We start from the raw sequence: 19,449 nt of genomic DNA, 5'->3' as shown, positions 1-19,449 counted from the left end.
CCTCCCGGCGCCCGTGGCGGGCACCGCCCCGGTCCCGACCCCGGCTGCCAGCGCCGCGCCGTCGCCCGCCGCGGCCACGGCCGCCGCGCGGCGGCCGTGGTCGGGCGCGCTGGGTGTCGCAGCCATCTTCCGCGAGACGCCCACGGTCAAGACGTTCAGGCTGGTGGACCCCGGGGGCGGGGACATTCCCTTCACCTTCATGCCGGGCCAGTTCCTGACCTTCTCGGCGGAACTCGACGGCAGGACGGCCAGGCGCTCCTACACCATCGCCTCCTCACCGGCCCAGCGGAGCTACGTCGAGGTCACGGTCAAGCGCGAGGAGCAGGGGCTCATCTCGCGGCACCTGCACGACAAGGCGGCAGTCGGCGATCCGCTCGAGGTGTCGGCGCCCCTGGGCGTCTTCACCTTCATGGGCGAGGAGGCCAGCATCGTCCTGATCGCGGGCGGGGTCGGCATCACGCCCATGATGAGCGTCGCCCGGTACCTCACAGACCGCTCCTACCCCTGCGAGATCTTCTTCCTCTACGCGGCGCGCAGCCCCGAGGAGTTCGTCTTCCGCGAGGAGCTCGAATACCTCCAGAAGCGGCACGCGAACCTGCACGTGGCGGCGACGATGTCGCGCGCCGAGGGGACCGCCTGGATGGGCGCCACGGGGCCCATCTCGAAGGAGTTCATCGCACGCTCCGTCCCCGAGATCGCCAAGCGCCGGGTCCACCTGTGCGGGCCGCCGCCGATGATGGAGGCGGTTAGGGCGGCACTCGCCGAACTCGGGGTGCCGAAGGAGCAGATCAAAACGGAGGCGTTCGGTCCAGCGCGGGGCGTAGCCCCGGGAACCCCAGCGCCGTTGCCGACGCCCACGCCGGTGCCTGCGCCCGCTGCCGCGTCGGCCGAAGCCGCCATCCCGCGGGTCGCCACGGCCGAGGTCCAGTTCACCAAGTCGGGCAAGACCGGGGCACTCGCGCCGGACCAGACCGTCCTGGAGGCGGGCGAGGCCATCGGAGTGGAGATCGACTACTCCTGCCGCGTCGGCATCTGCGGCGCCTGCAAGGTGCCGCTCCTCAAGGGCGCGGTGACGATGGAGGTCGAGGAGGGGCTGCCGCCCGAGGATAAGGCGCGCGGCATCATCCTGGCCTGCCAGGCGAAGTCAGTCGGCAGCCTCGAGGTGGAGGCGTGAGGTGAGCGCCCGCGAGCAGCTCGCCGTCAGCCTGCTGGTCACCATGGTGGCGCTGTTCGCGCCCGGCTTCCTGCTCCACGCCGCGCCGCGCTTTCCAGGCAGCCTGGCCGGGAGCCTGCTCGGCATTGCCGGTGCGCTGGGCATGCTCCTGCTGCTCGCCTACTCGCTGGCGAAGCGCCTCCCCTGGCTGAGGCGACGCGCCGCGCTGGGCGCGATGCTCTCCTTCCACGTCTACGCGGGCGCGGTCGGCGCGGCGCTCGGGATCCTCCACACCGGGCACCACTACCGGAGCCCGCTCGGCATCGCGCTGGTCACGGTCATGCTGGCCGTCGTGCTGAGCGGCTTCGTCGGCCGCTACTATCTGGTGCAGCTCGGAAGCGACGTCCGCGACCAGCGGCTGGAACTCGGGGCGCTCCGGGCCCGCTACGACCGGCTCGCGGCGGAGGGCAGCGCCGGTTCGGTCGCCGTATCGGGGCTGCCCGACATCTCCGTGCGCGCCCTGGTGGCGGGCATCGCCGACCTGGAGCACGCGATCGGCCGACGCGAGGCGCTCAAGCGGGCGCTGTCGAGGTGGACCGTGCTGCACGTGGCGGCGGCGATCGCGCTCTACCCGCTGCTCGCCCTGCACGTCTGGAGCGGCATTTACTACGGCCTGAGGTGGCTGCGGTGAGGCCCACCACCCTGCTCTACGCGGCGCTGGCGGCGGTCGGCCTCGCGCTGGCTGTCGCGGTGCCCGTGGCGGTGCACCGTGCCGGGTCGGAGAGAGTCCCACTCTGGACCGCCACGGCGAGCCCCGGGCCGCTCTCCGCCGCGCATGATTTCCTTGGCGCGGAGTGCGAGTCCTGCCACGTGCCGACCCGCGGGGTGGAGGCGGCGTCCTGCCTGACCTGCCACGCCACCGCGGCGCCCGAGCTGGTGACGAAGCCCTCGACGGCGTTCCACGCCAGCATCGGCGAGTGCGGCGGCTGCCACGTCGAGCACCAGGGCCGCAGCCGTCGGCCCGTCAACATGGACCACGCGGTGCTGGTCGCGGCGGGCCACGCCCGGGCGGCGGAGACGTCGTCCGGCGGCGCGCAGCCAGGAGGGCGGGGATTCGGGCACAGCCTGGCGCGGCTGCGGGCACTGCTCGGCGGCAGTGGCGCGGATCTGGGTGGCTCCATCCTGGCGCCGCGCCCGCTTCCCGCAGGGGAGGCCAATCGGCTCGACTGCGCGGGTTGCCACGCGAACCGCGACCCCCACCGGACGCTCTTCGGGCGGGACTGCCAGGGCTGCCACACCATCGCGGCCTGGACCGTGGGCGGCTTCCGGCATCCGTCGCCGCGCTCGCGGGACTGCGTCCAGTGCCACCAGGCGCCGCCAAGCCACTACATGATGCACTTCGAGATGATGGACCGGACCATCACGGGGCAGGAGCACGCGCGGGTGGAGCAGTGCTTCCTGTGCCACCAGACCGACGCCTGGAACGACATCCGGGGCGTCGGCTGGCACGAGCACCATTGAGGGCCGCGCCCGCCGAGGTCGGCGAGCGCGACGCCCGTTCGGCTACCGCCGTTGCGCGGGAGCTGGCGCGGGGGTCCGGGCGGGGCCGTGCTCCACGTCGGGGCCGCCGCCGGGGTTTCCGGTGATCCTGCCGCCCGAGGGGCCGCCCATGTTGCCGCCCCCCATCCGGCTGTGGTCCATGTCGGCGTTGCCGCTCCCGCCCTGCGGTGTCAGCGTGGGAGCCTGTCCCCCCTGGCGCTGGCCCTGGCCGCCCATCCGGCTGTGGTCCATCTCGGCGTTGCCGCTCCCGCCTTGCGGGGACAAGGTCGGCTGCGCCAGCGCCGGGCCAAAGGCAAGCGTCGTGGCCAGTGCGCCGATGGCGGCGAGCCGTGCAATCTTCAGAGCCATGGTGGCCTTCTCTCCTTCATTCTGCCGCGTCCGGTCGGCGCCGGGTCCGGCACCGCGAGTGCGGCTCCCGAGATGACGCGGGAGGGCCGGACGCCTTACAGGCCGTTCCGCATCGGGGGCAGGCAGGGGCAGGGCCGCCACTCCGGCGAGCGGCTAGGCTGAACCCGCGGCCGGGGGCAGGACCGACCGGGGAGGGGTGCCGCGGGCGTTGGTCGCGTCATCGAGCTTGCTCGTGTGCTGGCGAGGCAGCCGCACGGCCGCCACCAACCCGCCTTCGCGGCGGTTGGCCACGGTCACCGTGCCGCCGTGCGCGGTCACCACCTGCCGGACGATGGCGAGGCCCAGCCCCGTGCCGCCGGTGCCCCGGTTGCGGGACGCGTCGAGGCGGTGGAAGGGCTCGAACACCGCTTCCAGCGCCGCCTCCGGTATCCCGGGGCCGTCGTCCTCGACTCGAACGGTGACGGCCCCCGGCGCCTCCTCGAGGGTGACGCGCGCCCCGCCGCCGTGCTTCAGCGCGTTGTCGACGAGGTTGCCAAGGGCGCGTTTGACCGCCAGCGGCCGCAGCAGAATCGGGAGCCGGTCCGGCCCGGCATAGGTGGCGGAGGCGCCGCGGTCGGTGGCGTCGTCGCAGAGCGTGCTCAGGATGGCCGCGAGGTCGGCCTGCCGCGGCTCCTCGCTCTCGGTCTCGCCGCGCAGGTAGGCGAGGGTCGCCTCCACCATCCCCTCCATCTCGTCGAGGTCGGCGTCGATGGCCTGCTGGGCCTCGGTGTCGTCGAGGAAGCCCGCGCGCAGGCGCAGGCGCTGGATCGGGGTGCGCAGGTCGTGGCTGACGGCCGCCAGCGCCTGGGTGCGGTCGGCGACCAGGCGGTGAATCCTCGCCTGCATGGCGTTGAAGGTGCGCGCGGCGTCCCGCACCTCGCGCGGCCCGTCCTCCGGCAGCGGCACCGGCGCCGCTGCGCCCTTGCCGAATGCCTCCGCCGCCTTGGCCAGCCGCCGCAGGGGGGTTGTGATCCAGCGGACCACGAGGATGGAGGCGAGCACGATGCCGAGCGCCATCGCGCTGAGCGAGGCGAGCGACGCATGCGTCGGGACCGGCGCGAGGTCCGGCGCCTCGGCGGCGAAGGAGACCCAGCTGGCGTCCGCGAGGCGCATGGCGCCCTGGATGCGCCTCGGGCCGTCGTTCGCCGGGGCGAGGCCAAGCCGGAGGTGGAGGCCCGCCAGCTCGGGCGCGCGCCGCTGGAGCCGGACGCGGAGCGGCGCCAGGGCCGCCTCGTCCATGGGCTCCGCGGGGCCGGAGTGACCCCAGACGGCCTCGAAGGCGGGCGTGGAAAGGGCGCGCGCCGCGTCCTCGCGCAGCTCCTTGGGAAGGCCGCCGATGGCACGGGCCGCCATGGCCGCATGGTCCGCCACGTGGATCTCGCGCGCCTCTTCCAGGGCGTCACGCACGCCGCGCTCGAGCAGCCAGACGCTCCCGAAGTGGAACACCAGCAGCCCGCCGAGCAGGGCGAGGACGGTGCGGCCCGCCAAGGTCGCTGGCGACAGCCACGCGAGCGCGCGCCTCAAGCCACGCGCTCCACCGCAGGCAGGAACATGTAGCCCGCGCCCCGGACCGTCTTGATCATCGCCGTCCCGCCCTCCTTGCCCTCGAGCTTGCGGCGCAGCCTGCTGACCAGCACGTCCACGCTGCGGTCGTTCGGGTCCGCGAGACGGCCCCGGGACAGCTCCAGGATCTGGTCCCGCGCCAGCACCCGGCGCGGGTGCTCGAGGAACGCCAGCAGGAGGGCGTACCCGGCGCCGGAGAGGTCAACGACCGCGCCCTCGGGCGCCAGCAGCTCGCGCCGCGCCAAGTCCACGGTCCAGCCGTCGAAGCGCAGCCGGTGGACGGTGGCGTGGACTGCCACTTCTTCTGAGGCCGCAGTCGCCGGGCGGGCGCGGCGCAGCACCGCGCGGACGCGCGCCAGCAACTCCCGCCTCCCGAACGGCTTGGCCAGGTAGTCGTCCGCCCCGAGGTCGAGGCCGAGCACGCGGTCCGCCTCCGTCCCCTTGGCGGTCACCATGACCACCGGGAGCGTCCCCCGCTCCGCGTGCAGCCCGCGCAGCAGCTCGAGGCCGGACTCGCCCGGCAGCATGACGTCGAGCAGGACCAGGTCGACCTCAGCATTCCTCAAGGTCTCCCACATCTCCCGGCCGTCGCGGACGCCGGTGGCGCGGAAGCCATTCTCGCGCAGCAGCCTGGCGATGAGGTGGCGCGTCGGCGTGTCGTCCTCGACGACGAGGACGTGCGCCTCCGGATCCAGGCCGCGTCGCCCCGGTGGCTCGGCGGACGACGGGTCCTTGGGGACGCGCGTCATCCGCGGCCGGAGCAGGTGGCCGAGCCGCGCATCAGGCGCCGAGCCTCTCGCCCGGGAAGCCCGCCTCGCGCAGCGCGCGGGCCAGGCCCTCCGCGTCCACCCCACCGGCCACGGAAACCTCCCGGCGCTCCAGATCCACCCGGACCTCAGCCCCCGGCTCCACGCCGCGCAGGGCGGCCGTCACCGCGCGGGCGCACCCGCCGCACCTCATGTTCGGGACACTGAAAACAACCATACCGACCTTCGCCTCCTGGGACGGCCCCAGTGATGGGGTTTGCCGCCGTGGGAAGGTCAAGCGCGGAGCCGGTGCCGGGGCGGTCCTGACATGTTTTGTCGCAAATGGGCGGCAAACCCCCGGGTCCGGTCAGGGTTCAGCCGCGGTTCGACGAGCTCTCGCCGCCTCGGCCGAAGCCGGACGAACCTCCGGCTGTCGGGGACGGCACCGGATGCGGGACGCGGAGGCCAGGGCGCCGCCTCATCCGTCCGCCAGCGGGGCGCCCCTCAGCACGGAGACGAGCATGCACCAGATGTCCCCAGAGATGCGGGCCTGCATCGAGGAGTGCCTGCGGTGCCACAGCACCTGCCTTGGCACAGCCACGACCCACTGCGTGGAGCAGGGCGGGAAGCACGTCGAGCCCGGGCACTTCCGGCTCATGCTGGCATGCGCCGAGATCTGCCAGACCTCGGCCAACATGATGCTGATCGGCACCGTCCACCACAAACACACCTGCCGGGAGTGCGCGGAGATCTGCGAGGAGTGCGCCCGGAGCTGCGAGCAGGTCGGCGGACGGACGATTGCGTGCAGGCGTGCCGCAGTTGCGCCGAGATCTGCCGGGGAATGGCAGCCTGAGGCCGCGGCGCCCGACGCCAACCCGGGTGTCGGGCGAGGCGCGGTCCGCACCGACGCGCTCGGGCGCGGTCCCCTTCCGGTCCGGCGCCAAATCCATGCAGAGGGCGAAGCGGCCGCCGCGCCCGACGCGCAACACGGCGGCCGTGCTCGTGTCAGTGGGCGTGGCCCGTTCCCGTGGCGCCGGGATGCGTGAACTCGGCATTTCCGGTGCCCCCGCCGCTCGGACTGACGGACGGGGTTCCTCCGCCCGCGCCCCGGCTTCCGCCCATGCGGCTGTGGTCCATCTCGTAGCCGCCGCCCGGCTGCGTCAGAGTTGGGGCACCCGTGCTGGTACCCTGGCTTCCACCCATGCGCCGATGGTCCATCTCGTAGCCGCCGCCGGGCTGGGTCAGGGTCGGCGCATTGCCTGCCCGCGGCTGGGGCGCCGGGGCGCAGGCGTTGAGCACTCCGGCGACGGCGCCGAGAGCGGCCCATTTGATGAGGCATCCGTTCATGGAATTCCGATCTCCTTCCTTTCGGATGACAACTCCCCCGGGAGCACCGCGCACGGGCGCTAGCCGAAGATGTACCAGGACCCGTAGTCGTTGATGCCCGCGACGAATTGCGGCGTGTCGAACATGAAGTCGCTCTGCCGCAGGTCGTCCCTGGCCACCCCAACGAGCAGGATCGAGCCGTCATCGGTGCCGTCGTGGTCTACGTCCCAGGCGACCCGCGCGCCTTGGCCGGTGTCCTCGACCGCGACGTCAGCCGCCTCGATGTCCATGAACGCGATGTGGTCGAAGAGGCCCTGCGCCAGGCCGGTCGCCCGGAAGTCGAGCACCACATCGTTGCCGCTGTCGGAAGAGACCATGAAGGCGTCCGAGCCCGCGCCACCCACGAAGGTGTCGTCGCCGCGGCCGCCCTCCAGCATGCCGTGGCCGGGACCTTCGGCGAGCAAGTCATTGCCGTCGCCGCCCATCAGCTCGTCGTTCTCGGCGCCGCCGTGCAGGGTGTCGTCGCCCGGGCCGCCCTCCAACTGGTCCGGCCCATCGCCGCCCCGCAGCCGATCGTTGCCCTCGGCGCCATCAAGGACGTCGTCACCGCCCTTGCCCACCAGAAGGTCGTCGCCGTCGCGGCCGAAGATCTGGTCCCAGTCGTCGCTGCCGCGCAGCCGCTCGCCGTCGTCGGTGCCGATGATGGCCGCATACCTGTCGAAGGCGAGCGTGCGGGCCTCCTCACCGGGACCGGGGACCAGGCTGTCGTCCGCCGGGGGCAGGACGCCCGAGATCCCCGGGCCGTCCTCGCTTGGGCTCGGGCGCTCCTCGGTCGGCCCCTCTGGCGCGCGGGTGCCCGGCGGCAAGTCGGGTCGGTTGAAGAACATGAAATCGTCCTGCGACAGCTCGGACTTCCGCATACCCTCGAGCAGGACCGAGCCGCCCTCCCAGCTGATCTTCACCCCGGCTTCGGTGTCATCGACCGAGAGGTCCTCCCAGCGGATGTCCTGCAGGGCGATGTGGTCGCCAACGCCCGGTCCTGCCGTAAAGTCCCGCACGACGTCGTCGCCGGAGCCGGGGCGCACGACGAAGGCGTCCGGCCCGGTGCCGCCCACCAGAATGTCGTTGCCTTCCTCCCCGTCCATGCTGCTGTGGCCGGGGCCCTCGTCCAGGTAGTCGTTGCCCGGCCCACCCATCAGGGCATCCGCGTCCGCCGCGCCGTAGAGGGTGTCGTCGCCCTCTTCCCCGTGCAGGTGGTCCATGCCCTCGCCGCCCGAGAGCAGGTCCGGCCCCTTGCCGCCCGTCAGGACGTCGCCCTCGGGGCCGCCGCCCAGCCGGTCCCCAGCGTCGAGGCCCCAGTAGTGGTCGGCGGCGTCGGTGCCGCCAAAGCTGTCGGATAGTGGCCCGCCCACCGCCAGCTGGTGGTCCGGCATGCCCGCGAAGGCAACGGAGAACTGCTCGCGCTCGCTCGGCCCGCCGCCGCCGTCCTCGTGATCCATGGTTTCTTCCGACACGCCGTGCGCCTCCGGATGGTTGCTGGGGGTCGCGCGCGGGAATGCCAGGCAGGACCGGGCGCGCGATCGGCGGTGAACACGATGGGCCTAAAGCGGTTTGGCTGCCCGTCGTGACAAAGTATGTCAGCGTGCCGCTCCCGGACCGGTACTTGGCGACTGCCGCGGCCGCGCGCCGGGATTCCTGGGAGCGCTACGAAGATTACGAAGTGTGTCCCGGCGGGCTCCGCGCGTTGCGGACGACGGGCGCGCAAGGCAGCTTCCGGCGTATTGGTGGCAGCCTCGGGCAGCCCAGGAGATCAACCCATGGATCAACGTCCGTTCGCCCTCGGTCTGTTGGTTGCCGCCCTGCTCGTCGCGGTCCTCGAGACTGGCGCCGCGTCCGCAGGGTCCGCACCCGCCGAGGCAGGTGCGCCAGGGCGTCGGCAGGAGGCGCGACGCACGGTTGAGGTGGTGATGCGGGACAATGCCTTCGAGCCCGCCAGCATCCAGGTGCGGGCCGGTGAGACGGTCCGCTTCGTCGTCGGCAACCGCGGCGAGGTGGTGCATGAGTTCAACATTGGCACGCCTGCCATGCACGAGGCGCACCGGCGGGAGATGCAGCAGATGATGGAGCACGGGATGCTGACGGCCACCGGCATGAACCGCAACGCAGTGCACGGCAGCCACAGCGAGATGGCGCACGACGACCCGAATTCCGTCCTGCTCGAGCCTGGCAAGAGCGGCGAGATCATCTGGCGTTTCCCGCGCGGCGGAACGCTCGAATTCGCGTGCAACGTGCCCGGCCATTCCGAATCAGGCATGGTCGGGCGGATCAGCTTCGCGCGCTAAGGGCATCTTCCGCCCAGACGGAGGCGGATGATGCCCAGGCACCTGACCGTCGAGCAGACCGCCGCTCCGCGGTCTGGCCTCGGTCGTGCAATGTCGGAACGGAGGAGAATATGAGACTCGTCGCAGGGATCGCGCTGGCGCTGGCCGCCACGCTGTCCGTCGCACCCGCGCTGGCGCAGCGCGTCGACCTGACGCTTGAGGAGCGCACGGTCAACATGAACGGCACTGACCGCCCGGCGGTCACGGTCAACGGCCAGTTCCCCGGCCCGCTGATCCGCCTGCGCGAGGGCGAGGAGGCGGTGATCCGGGTGACGAACCGGCTGGACAGGTCGAGCAGCATCCACTGGCACGGGCTCATCCTCCCCGCGGCGATGGACGGCGCGCCCGGCTTCAGCCCGGGCTTCATGCACGGCATCGGCCCCGGCGAGACCTTCGAATACCGCTTCCCGGTCGTGCAGTCCGGCACCTACTGGTACCACGCCCACAACCTCGACCACGAGCAGCGTGGCCTCTACGCGCCCATCGTCATCGACAAGCGCGAGGCCGAACCCTTCCGCTACGACCGCGAGCACGTGGTCCAGCTCTCCGAGTGGACGGACGAGCGGCCGCTGCGGGTGCTCCAGAACCTCAAGCGCGACCCCGGCTACTACAACTGGAACCGGCGCACGCTGGTCGACCTGATCCGCGACCTGAACCGCGCGCCCGACGGCGAGGCGCGGCGGGCGATCATCCGCGACCGCGTCGACTGGGGCAACATGCGCATGGACCCCACCGACATCGCCGACGTCACCGGGGCGACCTTCCGCTACCTTGTCAACGGCTTCCGGCCGGAGGCGCCCGGGACCCTGCTGTTCCGGCCGGGCGAGCGGGTGCGGCTGCGGCTGATCAACTCGGGGGCCATGACCTACTTCGACGTCCGCATCCCCGGCCTGAAGATGACGGTGGTGCAGGCGGACGGGAACAACATCCAGCCGGTCGTCGTGGACGAGCTCCGCGTCGCGGTCGCCGAGACCTACGACGTCATCGTCGAGCCGCGCGAGGACCGGCAGTACCAGATCCTGGCGGAACCCATGGACCGCACCGGCTGGGCGAGGACCCGGCTGGCGACCCGCATGGACGCCCCGGTCGAACCCCTGCCACCGCACCGCCCGCGACCGGTCCTGACCATGGCGGACATGATGATGAATCCGGGGCCGACGGGCCTCGACCGCGGCACCCCGCTGCCGGAGCGGGACCAGCCCGGTCACGTGGCGCCGATGGGCGGCATGGACCACGGCTCCATGGCCGGGATGGACCACGGCCAGATGCAAGGCCAGGCGGCCGCTCCGGCCGGGCAGGCCATGGACCACGCGGCCATGGGCCATGGTTCGATGAACCACGCGGCAATGGGTCACGGCTCGATGGATCACGCGGCGATGGGCCACGGCGCCCCGGCGCAGGCTGGCGCGCACGGCCCCGGCACCCCGGCCACGACCACGGCGGGCGGGATGCAGGCCCACGCCGGGCACGGAGGCATGGCCATGTCCGACCCGGTGGTGCACGACACCGGCGCGCCGCCCGGCGCCCGCGTGCTCTCCTACCGCGACCTCCGCCAGCTGCGCCCCGACCCGGAGTCGCGGCCATACGACCGCATCATCGAGGTGCGCCTGACCGGGAACATGGAGCGCTACATCTGGTCGATGAACGGCAACGAGTTCTGGCGCGCCCAGCCGATCGTCGCCCGGCTCGGCGAGCGCCTGCGCATCCGCTTCATCAACGAGACCATGATGAACCACCCGATGCACCTGCACGGCATGTGGATGGTGCCGGACCTCGGCAACGGTGCCTTCAACCCGCGCAAGCACGTGGTGAACATCAAGCCCGCCACGACGCTCGACGTCGACGTCATCGTGGACGCCGAGGGCGACTGGGCGTTCCATTGCCACCTGCTCTACCACATGGAGTCCGGGATGATGCGGATCTTCCGCGTCGCGCGCGACGGCGCGCCCGTCGCATCCGCGCAGCAGCCTCGGCAGGCCGTCATGCCCGCCGGGCACAACCACTGATGCCGCGGGAGCGCAGCATGACCTTCGAGATGCCGAAGACCGTGGCGGCTGGCCTGCTGGCCGCCGCCCTCTCCTCCTCCGCGGCCTGGGCGCAGGCGGGCGGCGGCCACGGCGCCCATGCCGCGCCCGCGCCGACGGCGGAGAACCCCTCCCCCGTCCAGGGTGCAGGGGCTGCGGCGACGCCGTCTGCGCAAGGCGACGAGAACCAGGCCCGCCACCCGCCGCCCGAGACGTATGGCATCGACGCCAGGCACCCGCCGCTCTACTTCGGCGCCGTGCTGTTCGACCAGAACGAGGTCCGCAGCAACGGCCGCGGCAGCCCGATCTACGCGTGGGAGGGCTCCGGCTACTACGGCACCGACTACCACCGCCTCTGGGTCAACACGCGCGGGGAGACCAGCCGCGAGCGCGGCGGCCTGGAGCGGGCCGAGGTCCAGGTGCTCTACTCGCGCCTGCTCGGCTACTACTGGGACATCCAGGCGGGCGTGCGGCACGACTTCCGCATCGACCCGCACGAGGGGACGCCCGCGCGCACCTACGGCGCCTTCGGCCTGCAGGGGCTGGCGCCCGGCTACTTCGAGGTGCAGCTGCAAGGATTCGTCGGCGGCGACGGCGTGTTCCTCGCCCGCGCCGCCGCCTCCTACGACCTGTTCATCACCAACCGGCTCGTCCTGCAACCCGAGGCGGAGCTGAACTTCTCGACCGGCTGGGACCGCGACGCGCTGATCGCACCCGGCATCTATCGGACAGAGGTCGGGTTGCGGCTGCGCTACGAGATCACCCGCGAGTTCGCGCCCTACATCGGCTACTCCTTCGAGAGCTTCAACGGCGGCGCGAGCGGGCTGAACCGGCGCCTGGGCCAGAAGCCCTCGCAGTCGACGGTGGTGGCGGGCATCCGCATCTTCTTCTGAAGGCGGCGGCGCGCCGGGTCGAACCCGGCGCGCCTGCGCCGCTCAGTTGCGCTGCTGCTGGCCACCACGCTGCTGCTGGGGCTGCGAACGCTGCTGTCGGCCGCCCTGCTTGCTGGGCTGCTGGCCCTGCGGCGCGCCGCCCTGCATCTGCGACTGGTCCATTCTCGGCATGCGGGAATGGTCCATGCGCCGCATCTGGGAGTGGTTCATCCCCGCATGCGCGAGCGGTCCATGCCCTGCATCTGCTGCGCGGCGGCTGGCAGCGACAGCAGCATGGCAGCGGCGAGGAAACCGAGGCGGATCATTCGAGTCCCCAAGGCGTTGCGCGTCGGCACCACGACAGTGCACCCCTTGGACAGCGTCGAAGATGAGCGGCGCAGACGGCGCGCGAGAGCCCGACGGCGAGCGGAACACACTTCGAAATCCGGCGGCCGCCCGGTCCTGCTGAGCATCCGATCCGCGCGCCCGCGCGAGCTTTACAAAGCGTTGCCAGAAGGCGGTGCGCCGTTGCTCCGGCGCCCGCGCGCGTCCATTCGTATCGGAGCGGCGCACCTGCTTGAAGCGCGCAGCCAAAGTGGAGATTTTCCAATGCGTAGGAAGTTTGCTGGACTCGTCGTGGCGGCCAACATCGCCATCCTGTTCGGCGCGCAGCCCGGCCTCGCGCAGCCCACGCTGACGCCGCAGGGCGGCGGGGACTATGGGATGGACCACAGCCGCATGGGCGGCCAGGGCCAGCGCCAGGGCGGACCGGCTCCCACGCTGACGCCTCAGGGCGGCACTGGCAACGCCGAGATGGATCACAGCCGCATGGGCGGCGTCAACCTCGGCAGCCCGTCCGGCGGCACGATCACCGGCAACCCTGGCAGCGGACCGGAGGTGCGGCATGGCCACGAAGGCGGGACGGCACCCCGCAGGTAGGATAGCCCCGGAAGACGAGGCGCGTGCCAAGGACTTCGCCGTGGGCGCCGCGTTCGAATCGCGCGCCCACTTCCACCGATGGAGGACACATGCGGAAGCGGACAACACTTCTCGTCGCTGCGACGGCCGGTCTGCTGACGGCCTGCGCAGGAACCACGGGCGGCATGGAGCGGGCCATGGTGCCCGCCCACGCCACCGGCCAGGGCCTGGAAAGGAGCCCCCAGACCACCACCGCAGCACCTGCCACCGCGTCGGGGCACGACCACCACACCGAGGGGGACCGGCCGCACGTCCATTGATGTTCCACGGGCATTGATGTTCCACGGGTCAGTTCGTCGCGTTCGCACCGTGGCCGCGCTCCTGCTGCCGCCCCTCCTGGGCGCCTGCGCGGGGGCGCCCGACCTGCGCGACCGCCCACCCGCCGCGGTGGTCGAGACCGAGGGCAACGCGGCGCGCCTCGCATCCTGCCTGGCCGACGCCTATGCGGATGACCCCTTCCGGCTGGACGTGGTTCCCGAAGGGCAGGGCACCCGCATCACGGCTCTCGGGATGCCCGGACGGCTGGTTCCCCTGCGGCGCAGGCCCCGCTTCGAGATCGAGGTGAGCCAGGCGGGACCGGAGACCGCCCGCGTCGTGCTGCGCACCGTCCCGACGCTGCTCGGCCCGGAGGCGGAGGCCGCCAGGCTGCGGCGCCGCGTCACCGCCTGTGCCGGTGCGACGTCAGGGCCAACATTTCGAAGTATTGCTGGTACACCCCGGACGGGCCTCCGCGCCTTGCCCGGCGCGCCGGATCGACCCCATTGCGTAACTTGAGCCGCGCCGTCCGGCGCGGCGGCCCGCAGACACAAACCCGAGGTTCGACATGACTGGTTTCCGTCCCCGGAGGCGCGCCCTCGTCGCCGCGTCTGCCGTCGCCCTGGGCCTCGCCGCCGCAGGCCCCGCGCTGGCGCACTCCGACCTCCACCACTCTGAGCCCGCCGACGGCGCGGTGGTCCGGGGCACCCCGCCCGCGGTCGTCCTGATGTTCCAGGCGCCGGTGCGGGTGATGACCCTGCGGCTGCTGGACGAGGCCGGGCGCGAGAAGAAGCTAGCCCGCGAGGGCGAGCGCGGCACCGCGGTGCAGGAGGTGCGCGCGGCGGTGCAGGACAGGCTGGCGCCAGGCGCCTACCGCATCGAGTGGCGCGGCGCCTCGCCCGACGGCCACGTCGGCGGCGGCACCGTGCGCTTCCGGGTCGAGCCCGCGGCCCGGTGATCCTCTCGCTACTTCGAACCGGCGACGTCGGCTGGGACGGCGTCGCGGTGGTACTGCGCGCCGCCTACTACACGGGCAGCCTCGGCGGCGCGGGCCTGGCCTTCTTTGCGCTGCTGTTCGGAGCCCGCGGGGAGGTGGACAGCGCGCGGCTGCGCCGTTGGACGGCGGGCGCCGCCCTGCTGGGCCTGGCCGCCGGGGTCGGCGTCCTGACGGCGCAGGTGGCCGAACTCACGGGCGGGGAATCCTTCCTCGACGCCGAGGCGTGGGGTGTGGTGCTCGCATCCCGCGCTGGTACGTCCTACGGCCTTGGCGCGATCGGCCTGCTGCTGCTGCTCATCGCCTCGCTTGCCCAGGGCCTGTGCTGGACGGCTGCGGCAGCGGCCGGGGGCGTCCTGGCCTGCGCCAGCTACGCGTTCCTGGGGCACACCACCTCGCTCACCCCGCGGCCGCTGCTCGCGAGCCTGCTCCTGGTCCACCTCCTGGTGGCCGCCTTCTGGATCGGCAGCCTGCCGCCGCTGGCCTGGGCGGCGCGCCGCCCAGGCCCGGGCGCGGCCCAACTCGTCGAGGACTGGGCCCGCGTCGCCGCATTGGCTGTGCCGGTGCTAGTGACCGCCGGTCTGCTGCTCGCGTGGTGGAGCCTGGGCGGGGTGAGACAGCTCTTCGGCTCCTGGTACGGATTGGCGCTCCTCGTCAAGGTGTCCCTGGTGGCAGTGATGCTGGCCTTCGCCGCCTGGCCCCGCTTCCGCCTGCCCCCGGCGCTGGCGGCCTGCGCCCCCGGGGCCGGGGCAAGGCTGGCCCGCTCGGTGGAGGTCGAGGCGGTCGTGGCCCTCCTCGTGCTCTACGCGGCCGCCGAGATGGTCTCCACCTCGTCCGAGGGCATGCAGGGCATGCACTGAGTTACCGGCAGCGCCCCCAGGGCAGCGCCCCCAGCCGAAGCGGAAGCACCCCCGGGGCTCAGGCCGCTCCCCTCCCTCACGGGAGACGCGCCGCCATGCCAGCGACATCCGTGCTTTCGGATTCAGCGGGCCAGCGTCCCGCCCGCCAAATGTCCATGCCGCACTTCGGGTCCGCCCTCGCCCATGCCGCCGGTGATCGCGCCTCCGGCAGGGGAGCCAAAGTTACCTTGGCCGCCCCCCTGGTGGGTGATCTCTGGCCCGCCCTCGCCAGCTCCGCCCGCCCAGACGCCACTCGCTGCGATGCCCGTGCCGGGGGTCGGCAGCGGATGATGGACTTCGGGCCCACCGCCTGGCGAGTTCTCCATGTGCGCAGGGGCTCGGCCGAAGATCTGGCCCGGCGCGGTGCCATGGCTCGCCATGTTCGGAGTTGCCGCGGAGCAGGCCGCGAGCGCCGAAGCGGTGGCGACGACGATGAGGTGCCTAGGCATCGGATTCCCTTCCTCGCGTGATTGGGACGGCGAGGAGCCTGACGCCGCCGAGCCGCGCAACACCTGGCCCGCCGGGAGCGGCTGGAGCCACACCGGCGAGTGCAAGCGGGACCACCTGGCACGTCGGCATCGGGCCACGCCTCCGGTCCTGCTGCCTTGGAGCAGCCGACGTTACCGCCCGCGCCGTCCGCGTGCCGCCGCGTAAGCGGTCCATCGCACAGGAAAGGTCGGCATGGTGGAAGCCGCGAACAACCGCTGTGGAAGCCAGCAACACTATGTAATCCGACACGAGCTGGCGGGGCTCGGAATCGACCACGTCACCGTCGAGGTGCAGCAGTGCGGCGAGGTGCCGCGGTCGCGCAGCGGGCGGCCTGAACCGTGCGACGCCGCAGTCCAGCCACTCAGCCTGCGCGCGAAGGAGAACCGGCGCGGCAACGGGGGAGCGATGGCGACGCGCCCGCGGTCATCCTCGGTCAGCCTGCCTGCGGGGACGCTCCGTGGCACCTCGTTGCGCCCGTGGTGCCGCCATGGCCGCGGCGCATGAACAGATGCATCAGAGGGCACGCGAGCAGAAGCGCGTAGCGCAGGGCACCGCGCGCGTGCTCGTAGTGCTCCCGCAGGACGTAGAACACGGCGACGAGGCCGAAGCCGATCAGGGCGATGCCGCCCCCGGTCCGCCACCACGGTGCTCGCGTTTGCTTGTGCATCCCAGGCCTCCAATGCTCTCGCGATGGGCCTCGCGGGCGTGGGCCACATTGACCCGGGTCAAGTCCCGGCGAGCCGATGCAGGGCCAGGTCGGGTAGACACGCCTCCGATGCGCGCCCGTAAGTGTCATTTCATTGCTGCGGCCTGATGCCGTCGACGCTCCGGCGACGGCCGTCCACCAATCGAATCAGCGGCTTCGGTCCCCCTGGGGATTGGCGCGGCGGTGCCGCGTCCCCGAGCGTCCGGTCCGGGACGTCGGGCGGAAAGAACTCCCCTGTGAGGGTCGTGTTCGTCGCCGCGACGGGGCATGCGCGCGGCCCGGCCGCGGCAGGGGCCTCGTCACCCCCGGACAAGGAGACGACCGCATGCAAGCGCAACCGATGATCGCCTCGCATCCCCACGTGCAGGGCAGCACCAACGACGCGCTTATTCGCTGCCTGGAGGAGTGCTACTCCTGCGCTCAGACCTGCACGTCCTGTGCCGACGCTTGCCTCGGTGAGCAGGTGGTCCAGCAGCTCACTCAGTGCATCCGCCTGAACCTGGACTGCGCGGACGTCTGCGGAGCCACCGGATCCGTCGCCACGCGGCGGACCGGCTCCAACGAGGAGGTGATCCGGCAGATGCTGAGGGCCTGCGAGACGGCCTGTCGGCTCTGCGCCGAGGAGTGCGAGCGCCACGCCAGCCAACATGGGCACTGCCGGATCTGTGCCGAGTCCTGCCACCGCTGCGAGCGGGCCTGCGCTGAGGCGCTGCGCAGCATGTCCGCCTGAACCCGCTTTCGGGAGCCGCGGGGCGTGCGGAGGCCGGGCGGCCGCTCAGTGCCGCGCCCAGACCCGGGCGCCGCCGGGCGCCCCGAACGCGACGACCTCGTAGGGCGTGCGGGGGATGTCCATGCCGGGCGGGGAGGGCGGCATGCCGGGGGCGGACCGCCCTTTCGCGCGCGGCCGCTCGGCGAGCAGGCGGCGCACGTCGGCCGCGGGGACGTGCCCCTCGGCGACCTGGCCGTCCACGACCGCCGTGTGGCAGGACCACAGCGCCTCGGGGACGCCGTTCGCGGCCTTGATCGGCCGCACGTCCGCGACCTTGTGGGCCGTGACCTCGAAGCCCGTGGCCCGCATGTGCCGGACCCAGCCCTCGCAGCAGCCGCAGCTCGGATCTTGCCAGATCTCCAGTCCAGACTCCAGCCGCGCCGTCGGGGCCGCCTGCGCCGCGCGAGCCAAGCCCAGCAACGGAACCGTGGCCACCAGCGCGAGGCGGAGCGCGCCCCGCCTGCCAGCGGCCTTGGACAGGATGCCGTCGCCAGTCCTCGTGTGTTCCCGCCTTCCTCGTTCGTGGTGGCCCGGCGACGGCCAGGACCACCGCCGGGGTTCGACGCCTGGGCCAACGCTCAGTGGTGGTGCGCGTGCCCAGACCGGCCGCGCGCCGCAGGCGCGGGCTGGGTGAGGCGGGACGGCTCGGCCTGCGACGTGGCCACGCCGCCGTGCTCGGCATGACCCGCGCCATGACCGGCATGCCCATCGGGCATGGCACCAGCGGCACCCTGCCCGGCGGGGGCAGCGCCGTGCCCGCCATGGCCGCCGCCCTCGAAGGCCTCGAGGATCGGGCACTCCGGCCGATGGTCGCCGTGACAGGCGTCGGCCAGTTCCTGGAGGGAGTTTCTCATCGCGGTCAGCTCGGCGATCTTCGCGTCCAGCTCGGCGACGTGCTGTTCCGCGATCCGCTTGACCTCCCGGCTCGGGCGCTGGCGGTCGTGCCAGAGGCCGACGAGGAGCTTGATGCGTTCGATAGGCAGGCCGAGGTCCCGCGCCCGCCGGATGAAGCGCAGCGTGTGCACGTCGGCGGCCGAGTAGACTCGGTAGCCCGCCCCCGTCCGGCCCGCCTTGGGGATGAGGCCGATCTCCTCGTAGTACCGGAGCATCTTCGCGGAGACGCCCGACGCGCGGCTCGCTTCCCCAATGTTCATGCTGGCCTCCGATTCCGGCCACCGAAGCCCGGCGGCTCTCCAACAGGTGGGATTTCCCACCGTGGGAAGGTCAAGCCCCAAAAAGGGTCGTTTTGGTTGTTGACCCTCCCACCGTGGGAAGCCGGACTGTGCCCGCGTCGTGACACCAACACGGGCCCGCGGCGTTGCGGGCCGAACCGGAGGCAGCACCCTTGAGCGGCCATCACAGCAAGCACGGAAACGAGCACCACGCCGGGCACCGGCACGGACCCGGAGGCGGCCACCAGCACGGCCACGGGGACGCGGCGGCGTCCGACACCGCCCTGGTGACCGATCCGGTTTGCGGGATGAAGGTGGACCCGGCCACCTCGAAGCACCGCCTCGAGCACGGCGGGACCACGTTCCACTTCTGCTCGGCCGGATGCCGGACGAAGTTCGAGGCTGACCCGGACAAGTACCTGAAGCCCGAGACGGCGGCCGCGCCGACGGCGGCGCAGAAGGCCGCCATCTACACCTGCCCGATGCACCCGGAGATCCGCCAGCAGGGGCCGGGCAACTGCCCGATCTGCGGCATGGCGCTGGAGCCGCTGGAGGTCACCGCCGAGGCCGCCCCCAACGAGGAACTCGCCGACATGACCCGGCGGTTCTGGATCGGGCTGGCCCTGACCATCCCCATCTTCGTCCTGGAGATGGGCGCGCACCTCCCCGGCCTCGACCTCCACCACCTGGTGCCGCCCAGGGTCTCCGTGTGGATCCAATTCCTCCTCGGGACGCCGGTGGTGCTCTGGGCCGGGTGGCCGTTCTTCGTGCGCGGCTGGCAGTCGGTCGTGAACCGCAGCCTCAACATGTTCAGCCTGATCGCGCTCGGGACCGGCGCCGCCTACCTCTACAGCGTGGTCGCCACCCTCGCGCCCGCCGTCTTCCCCGAGGGCTTCCGCGGCCCGGACGGCACAGTCGCCGTCTACTTCGAGGCGGCCGCGGTCATCACCGTGCTGGTCCTGCTCGGCCAGGTGCTGGAGCTGCGCGCCCGCGAGCGGACCGGTGGCGCCATCCGCGCCCTGCTGAACATGGCGCCCAAGACGGCGAGGCGCATCAAGGGGAACGGCGAGGACGAGGAGATCCCGCTGGCCGAGGTCCAGGTCGGCGACCGGCTGCGGGTGCGCCCCGGCGATGGCGTGCCGGTGGACGGCGTGGTGCTGGAGGGCGGCGGCGCC

22 protein-coding genes are annotated in these 19,449 nt (G+C 72.4%); 13 read left to right on the top strand and 9 right to left on the bottom strand.

The genetic code is table 11. The features are described 5' to 3' along the window. The 3 genes from NJ376_RS08515 to NJ376_RS08505 all read left to right on the top strand — a co-directional run. Positions 1-1,174, top strand: a 1,174-nt coding sequence (locus NJ376_RS08515; RefSeq protein WP_252952817.1) for a 2Fe-2S iron-sulfur cluster-binding protein, incomplete at its 5' end; no start/stop codon positions are given. 1 nt (position 1,175) lies between these two features. Further along, the gene (locus NJ376_RS08510; protein WP_252952816.1) at positions 1,176-1,844 is read left to right on the top strand and encodes a hypothetical protein; all 669 of its coding nucleotides are present in this window, start codon (positions 1,176-1,178) and stop codon (positions 1,842-1,844) included. After that, the gene (locus tag NJ376_RS08505; RefSeq protein ID WP_252952815.1) at positions 1,841-2,674 is read left to right on the top strand and encodes a cytochrome c3 family protein; all 834 of its coding nucleotides are present in this window, start codon (positions 1,841-1,843) and stop codon (positions 2,672-2,674) included. The genes NJ376_RS08510 and NJ376_RS08505 overlap by 4 nt, the downstream gene beginning before the upstream one ends. Positions 2,675-2,716: 42 nt before the next feature. Here the strand turns inward: NJ376_RS08505 and NJ376_RS08500 are convergent, their stop codons facing one another. From NJ376_RS08500 to NJ376_RS08485, 4 genes are all read right to left on the bottom strand, one after another. After that, complete coding sequence (locus tag NJ376_RS08500; RefSeq protein ID WP_252952814.1) at positions 2,717-3,061, bottom strand: hypothetical protein; 345 nt, start codon at positions 3,059-3,061, stop codon at positions 2,717-2,719. A gap of 153 nt (positions 3,062-3,214) precedes the next feature. Next, positions 3,215-4,624, bottom strand: a complete 1,410-nt coding sequence (locus tag NJ376_RS08495) for an ATP-binding protein (RefSeq protein ID WP_252952813.1) — start codon at positions 4,622-4,624, stop codon at positions 3,215-3,217. Next, positions 4,621-5,412 (bottom strand): response regulator transcription factor, encoded by a 792-nt coding sequence (locus NJ376_RS08490; protein ID WP_252952812.1) that lies wholly within the window; start codon positions 5,410-5,412, stop codon positions 4,621-4,623. The genes NJ376_RS08495 and NJ376_RS08490 overlap by 4 nt, the downstream gene beginning before the upstream one ends. A 31-nt stretch (positions 5,413-5,443) precedes the next feature. Further along, on the bottom strand, positions 5,444-5,647 hold the full coding sequence (locus tag NJ376_RS08485; RefSeq protein WP_252952811.1) for a heavy-metal-associated domain-containing protein: 204 nt from the start codon (positions 5,645-5,647) through the stop codon (positions 5,444-5,446). Between the two features lie 283 nt (positions 5,648-5,930). Between NJ376_RS08485 and NJ376_RS08480 the strand changes: the two genes are divergently transcribed. Then, positions 5,931-6,455: a four-helix bundle copper-binding protein gene (locus NJ376_RS08480; RefSeq protein WP_252952810.1), complete on the top strand. Its 525-nt coding sequence runs from the start codon at positions 5,931-5,933 to the stop codon at positions 6,453-6,455. A 360-nt stretch (positions 6,456-6,815) separates the two neighbouring features. On the opposite strand, the gene NJ376_RS08475 is transcribed toward NJ376_RS08480, so the two are convergent. Next, on the bottom strand, positions 6,816-8,234 hold the full coding sequence (locus NJ376_RS08475) for a calcium-binding protein (protein ID WP_252952809.1): 1,419 nt from the start codon (positions 8,232-8,234) through the stop codon (positions 6,816-6,818). Positions 8,235-8,552: 318 nt separating this feature from the next. On the opposite strand from NJ376_RS08475, the gene NJ376_RS08470 reads away from it, so the two are divergent. Genes NJ376_RS08470 through NJ376_RS08460 form a run of 3 tightly spaced genes read left to right on the top strand, consistent with a single transcriptional unit; the run spans position 8,553 to position 12,033 of the window. After that, entirely contained in the window at positions 8,553-9,077 is a 525-nt protein-coding gene (locus tag NJ376_RS08470) for a cupredoxin domain-containing protein (protein WP_252952808.1), read from the top strand. After that, on the top strand, positions 9,017-11,122 hold the full coding sequence (locus NJ376_RS08465; protein ID WP_370288097.1) for a copper resistance system multicopper oxidase: 2,106 nt from the start codon (positions 9,017-9,019) through the stop codon (positions 11,120-11,122). Before NJ376_RS08470 ends, NJ376_RS08465 begins: the two co-directional genes overlap by 61 nt. Before the next feature lie 17 nt (positions 11,123-11,139). Beyond that, on the top strand, positions 11,140-12,033 hold the full coding sequence (locus NJ376_RS08460) for a copper resistance protein B (RefSeq protein WP_252952806.1): 894 nt from the start codon (positions 11,140-11,142) through the stop codon (positions 12,031-12,033). A 42-nt stretch (positions 12,034-12,075) separates the two neighbouring features. Here the strand turns inward: NJ376_RS08460 and NJ376_RS08455 are convergent, their stop codons facing one another. After that, positions 12,076-12,243: a hypothetical protein gene (locus tag NJ376_RS08455; RefSeq protein ID WP_252952805.1), complete on the bottom strand. Its 168-nt coding sequence runs from the start codon at positions 12,241-12,243 to the stop codon at positions 12,076-12,078. 378 nt (positions 12,244-12,621) lie between these two features. Between NJ376_RS08455 and NJ376_RS08450 the strand changes: the two genes are divergently transcribed. The 4 genes from NJ376_RS08450 (at position 12,622) to NJ376_RS08435 (ending at position 15,099) form a co-directional block, all read left to right on the top strand. Next, positions 12,622-12,951, top strand: a complete 330-nt coding sequence (locus NJ376_RS08450) for a hypothetical protein (protein WP_252952804.1) — start codon at positions 12,622-12,624, stop codon at positions 12,949-12,951. Positions 12,952-13,299: 348 nt separating this feature from the next. After that, positions 13,300-13,764, top strand: coding sequence for a hypothetical protein (locus NJ376_RS08445; RefSeq protein WP_252952803.1), 465 nt, complete (start codon positions 13,300-13,302; stop codon positions 13,762-13,764). A gap of 49 nt (positions 13,765-13,813) precedes the next feature. Beyond that, positions 13,814-14,203 (top strand): copper resistance CopC family protein, encoded by a 390-nt coding sequence (locus NJ376_RS08440; RefSeq protein ID WP_252952802.1) that lies wholly within the window; start codon positions 13,814-13,816, stop codon positions 14,201-14,203. Beyond that, the gene (locus NJ376_RS08435; RefSeq protein WP_252952801.1) at positions 14,200-15,099 is read left to right on the top strand and encodes a copper resistance D family protein; all 900 of its coding nucleotides are present in this window, start codon (positions 14,200-14,202) and stop codon (positions 15,097-15,099) included. Before NJ376_RS08440 ends, NJ376_RS08435 begins: the two co-directional genes overlap by 4 nt. Before the next feature lie 961 nt (positions 15,100-16,060). Here the strand turns inward: NJ376_RS08435 and NJ376_RS08430 are convergent. Then, positions 16,061-16,294, bottom strand: coding sequence for a DUF2933 domain-containing protein (locus NJ376_RS08430; protein WP_252952800.1), 234 nt, complete (start codon positions 16,292-16,294; stop codon positions 16,061-16,063). Positions 16,295-16,658: 364 nt separating this feature from the next. Here NJ376_RS08430 and NJ376_RS08425 point away from each other — a divergent pair, with 364 nt between their 5' ends. Next, a complete protein-coding gene (locus NJ376_RS08425) occupies positions 16,659-17,063 on the top strand; it encodes a four-helix bundle copper-binding protein (RefSeq protein WP_252952799.1) in 405 nt (134 codons plus the stop codon). 45 nt (positions 17,064-17,108) lie between these two features. Here the strand turns inward: NJ376_RS08425 and NJ376_RS08420 are convergent, their stop codons facing one another. Together NJ376_RS08420 and cueR are read right to left on the bottom strand one after the other, a co-directional pair. Continuing rightward, positions 17,109-17,537 carry a DUF411 domain-containing protein gene (locus tag NJ376_RS08420; protein WP_252952798.1) on the bottom strand — a complete coding sequence of 143 codons (429 nt, stop codon included), beginning with the start codon at positions 17,535-17,537 and terminating at the stop codon, positions 17,109-17,111. Positions 17,538-17,680: 143 nt separating this feature from the next. Further along, positions 17,681-18,256, bottom strand: coding sequence for a Cu(I)-responsive transcriptional regulator (cueR, locus tag NJ376_RS08415; protein WP_252952797.1), 576 nt, complete (start codon positions 18,254-18,256; stop codon positions 17,681-17,683). 305 nt (positions 18,257-18,561) lie between these two features. Here cueR and NJ376_RS08410 point away from each other — a divergent pair. Continuing rightward, positions 18,562-19,449, top strand: an 888-nt coding sequence (locus tag NJ376_RS08410; protein ID WP_370288095.1) for a YHS domain-containing protein, incomplete at its 3' end; no start/stop codon positions are given.

The sequence above is a fragment of the Siccirubricoccus soli genome (assembly GCF_024178315.1).
Taxonomy (GTDB): Bacteria; Pseudomonadota; Alphaproteobacteria; order Acetobacterales; family Acetobacteraceae; genus Siccirubricoccus; species Siccirubricoccus soli.
Note: the sequence above shows the minus strand (reverse complement) of the source record. Positions and strands in the feature narration are given on the sequence as shown.

Coding starts and splice junctions, on each gene's coding strand:
- NJ376_RS08480 (WP_252952810.1), top strand. CDS start 5,931: ATGCACCAGATGTCCCCAGAGATGCGGGCCTGCATCGAGGAGTGCCTG.
- NJ376_RS08450 (WP_252952804.1), top strand. CDS start 12,622: ATGCGTAGGAAGTTTGCTGGACTCGTCGTGGCGGCCAACATCGCCATC.
- NJ376_RS08470 (WP_252952808.1), top strand. CDS start 8,553: ATGGATCAACGTCCGTTCGCCCTCGGTCTGTTGGTTGCCGCCCTGCTC.
- NJ376_RS08430 (WP_252952800.1), bottom strand. CDS start 16,294: ATGCACAAGCAAACGCGAGCACCGTGGTGGCGGACCGGGGGCGGCATC.
- NJ376_RS08460 (WP_252952806.1), top strand. CDS start 11,140: ATGACCTTCGAGATGCCGAAGACCGTGGCGGCTGGCCTGCTGGCCGCC.
- NJ376_RS08490 (WP_252952812.1), bottom strand. CDS start 5,412: ATGACGCGCGTCCCCAAGGACCCGTCGTCCGCCGAGCCACCGGGGCGA.
- NJ376_RS08500 (WP_252952814.1), bottom strand. CDS start 3,061: ATGGCTCTGAAGATTGCACGGCTCGCCGCCATCGGCGCACTGGCCACG.
- NJ376_RS08475 (WP_252952809.1), bottom strand. CDS start 8,234: ATGGATCACGAGGACGGCGGCGGCGGGCCGAGCGAGCGCGAGCAGTTC.
- NJ376_RS08455 (WP_252952805.1), bottom strand. CDS start 12,243: ATGAACCACTCCCAGATGCGGCGCATGGACCATTCCCGCATGCCGAGA.
- NJ376_RS08485 (WP_252952811.1), bottom strand. CDS start 5,647: ATGGTTGTTTTCAGTGTCCCGAACATGAGGTGCGGCGGGTGCGCCCGC.
- NJ376_RS08425 (WP_252952799.1), top strand. CDS start 16,659: ATGCAAGCGCAACCGATGATCGCCTCGCATCCCCACGTGCAGGGCAGC.
- NJ376_RS08440 (WP_252952802.1), top strand. CDS start 13,814: ATGACTGGTTTCCGTCCCCGGAGGCGCGCCCTCGTCGCCGCGTCTGCC.
- cueR (WP_252952797.1), bottom strand. CDS start 18,256: ATGAACATTGGGGAAGCGAGCCGCGCGTCGGGCGTCTCCGCGAAGATG.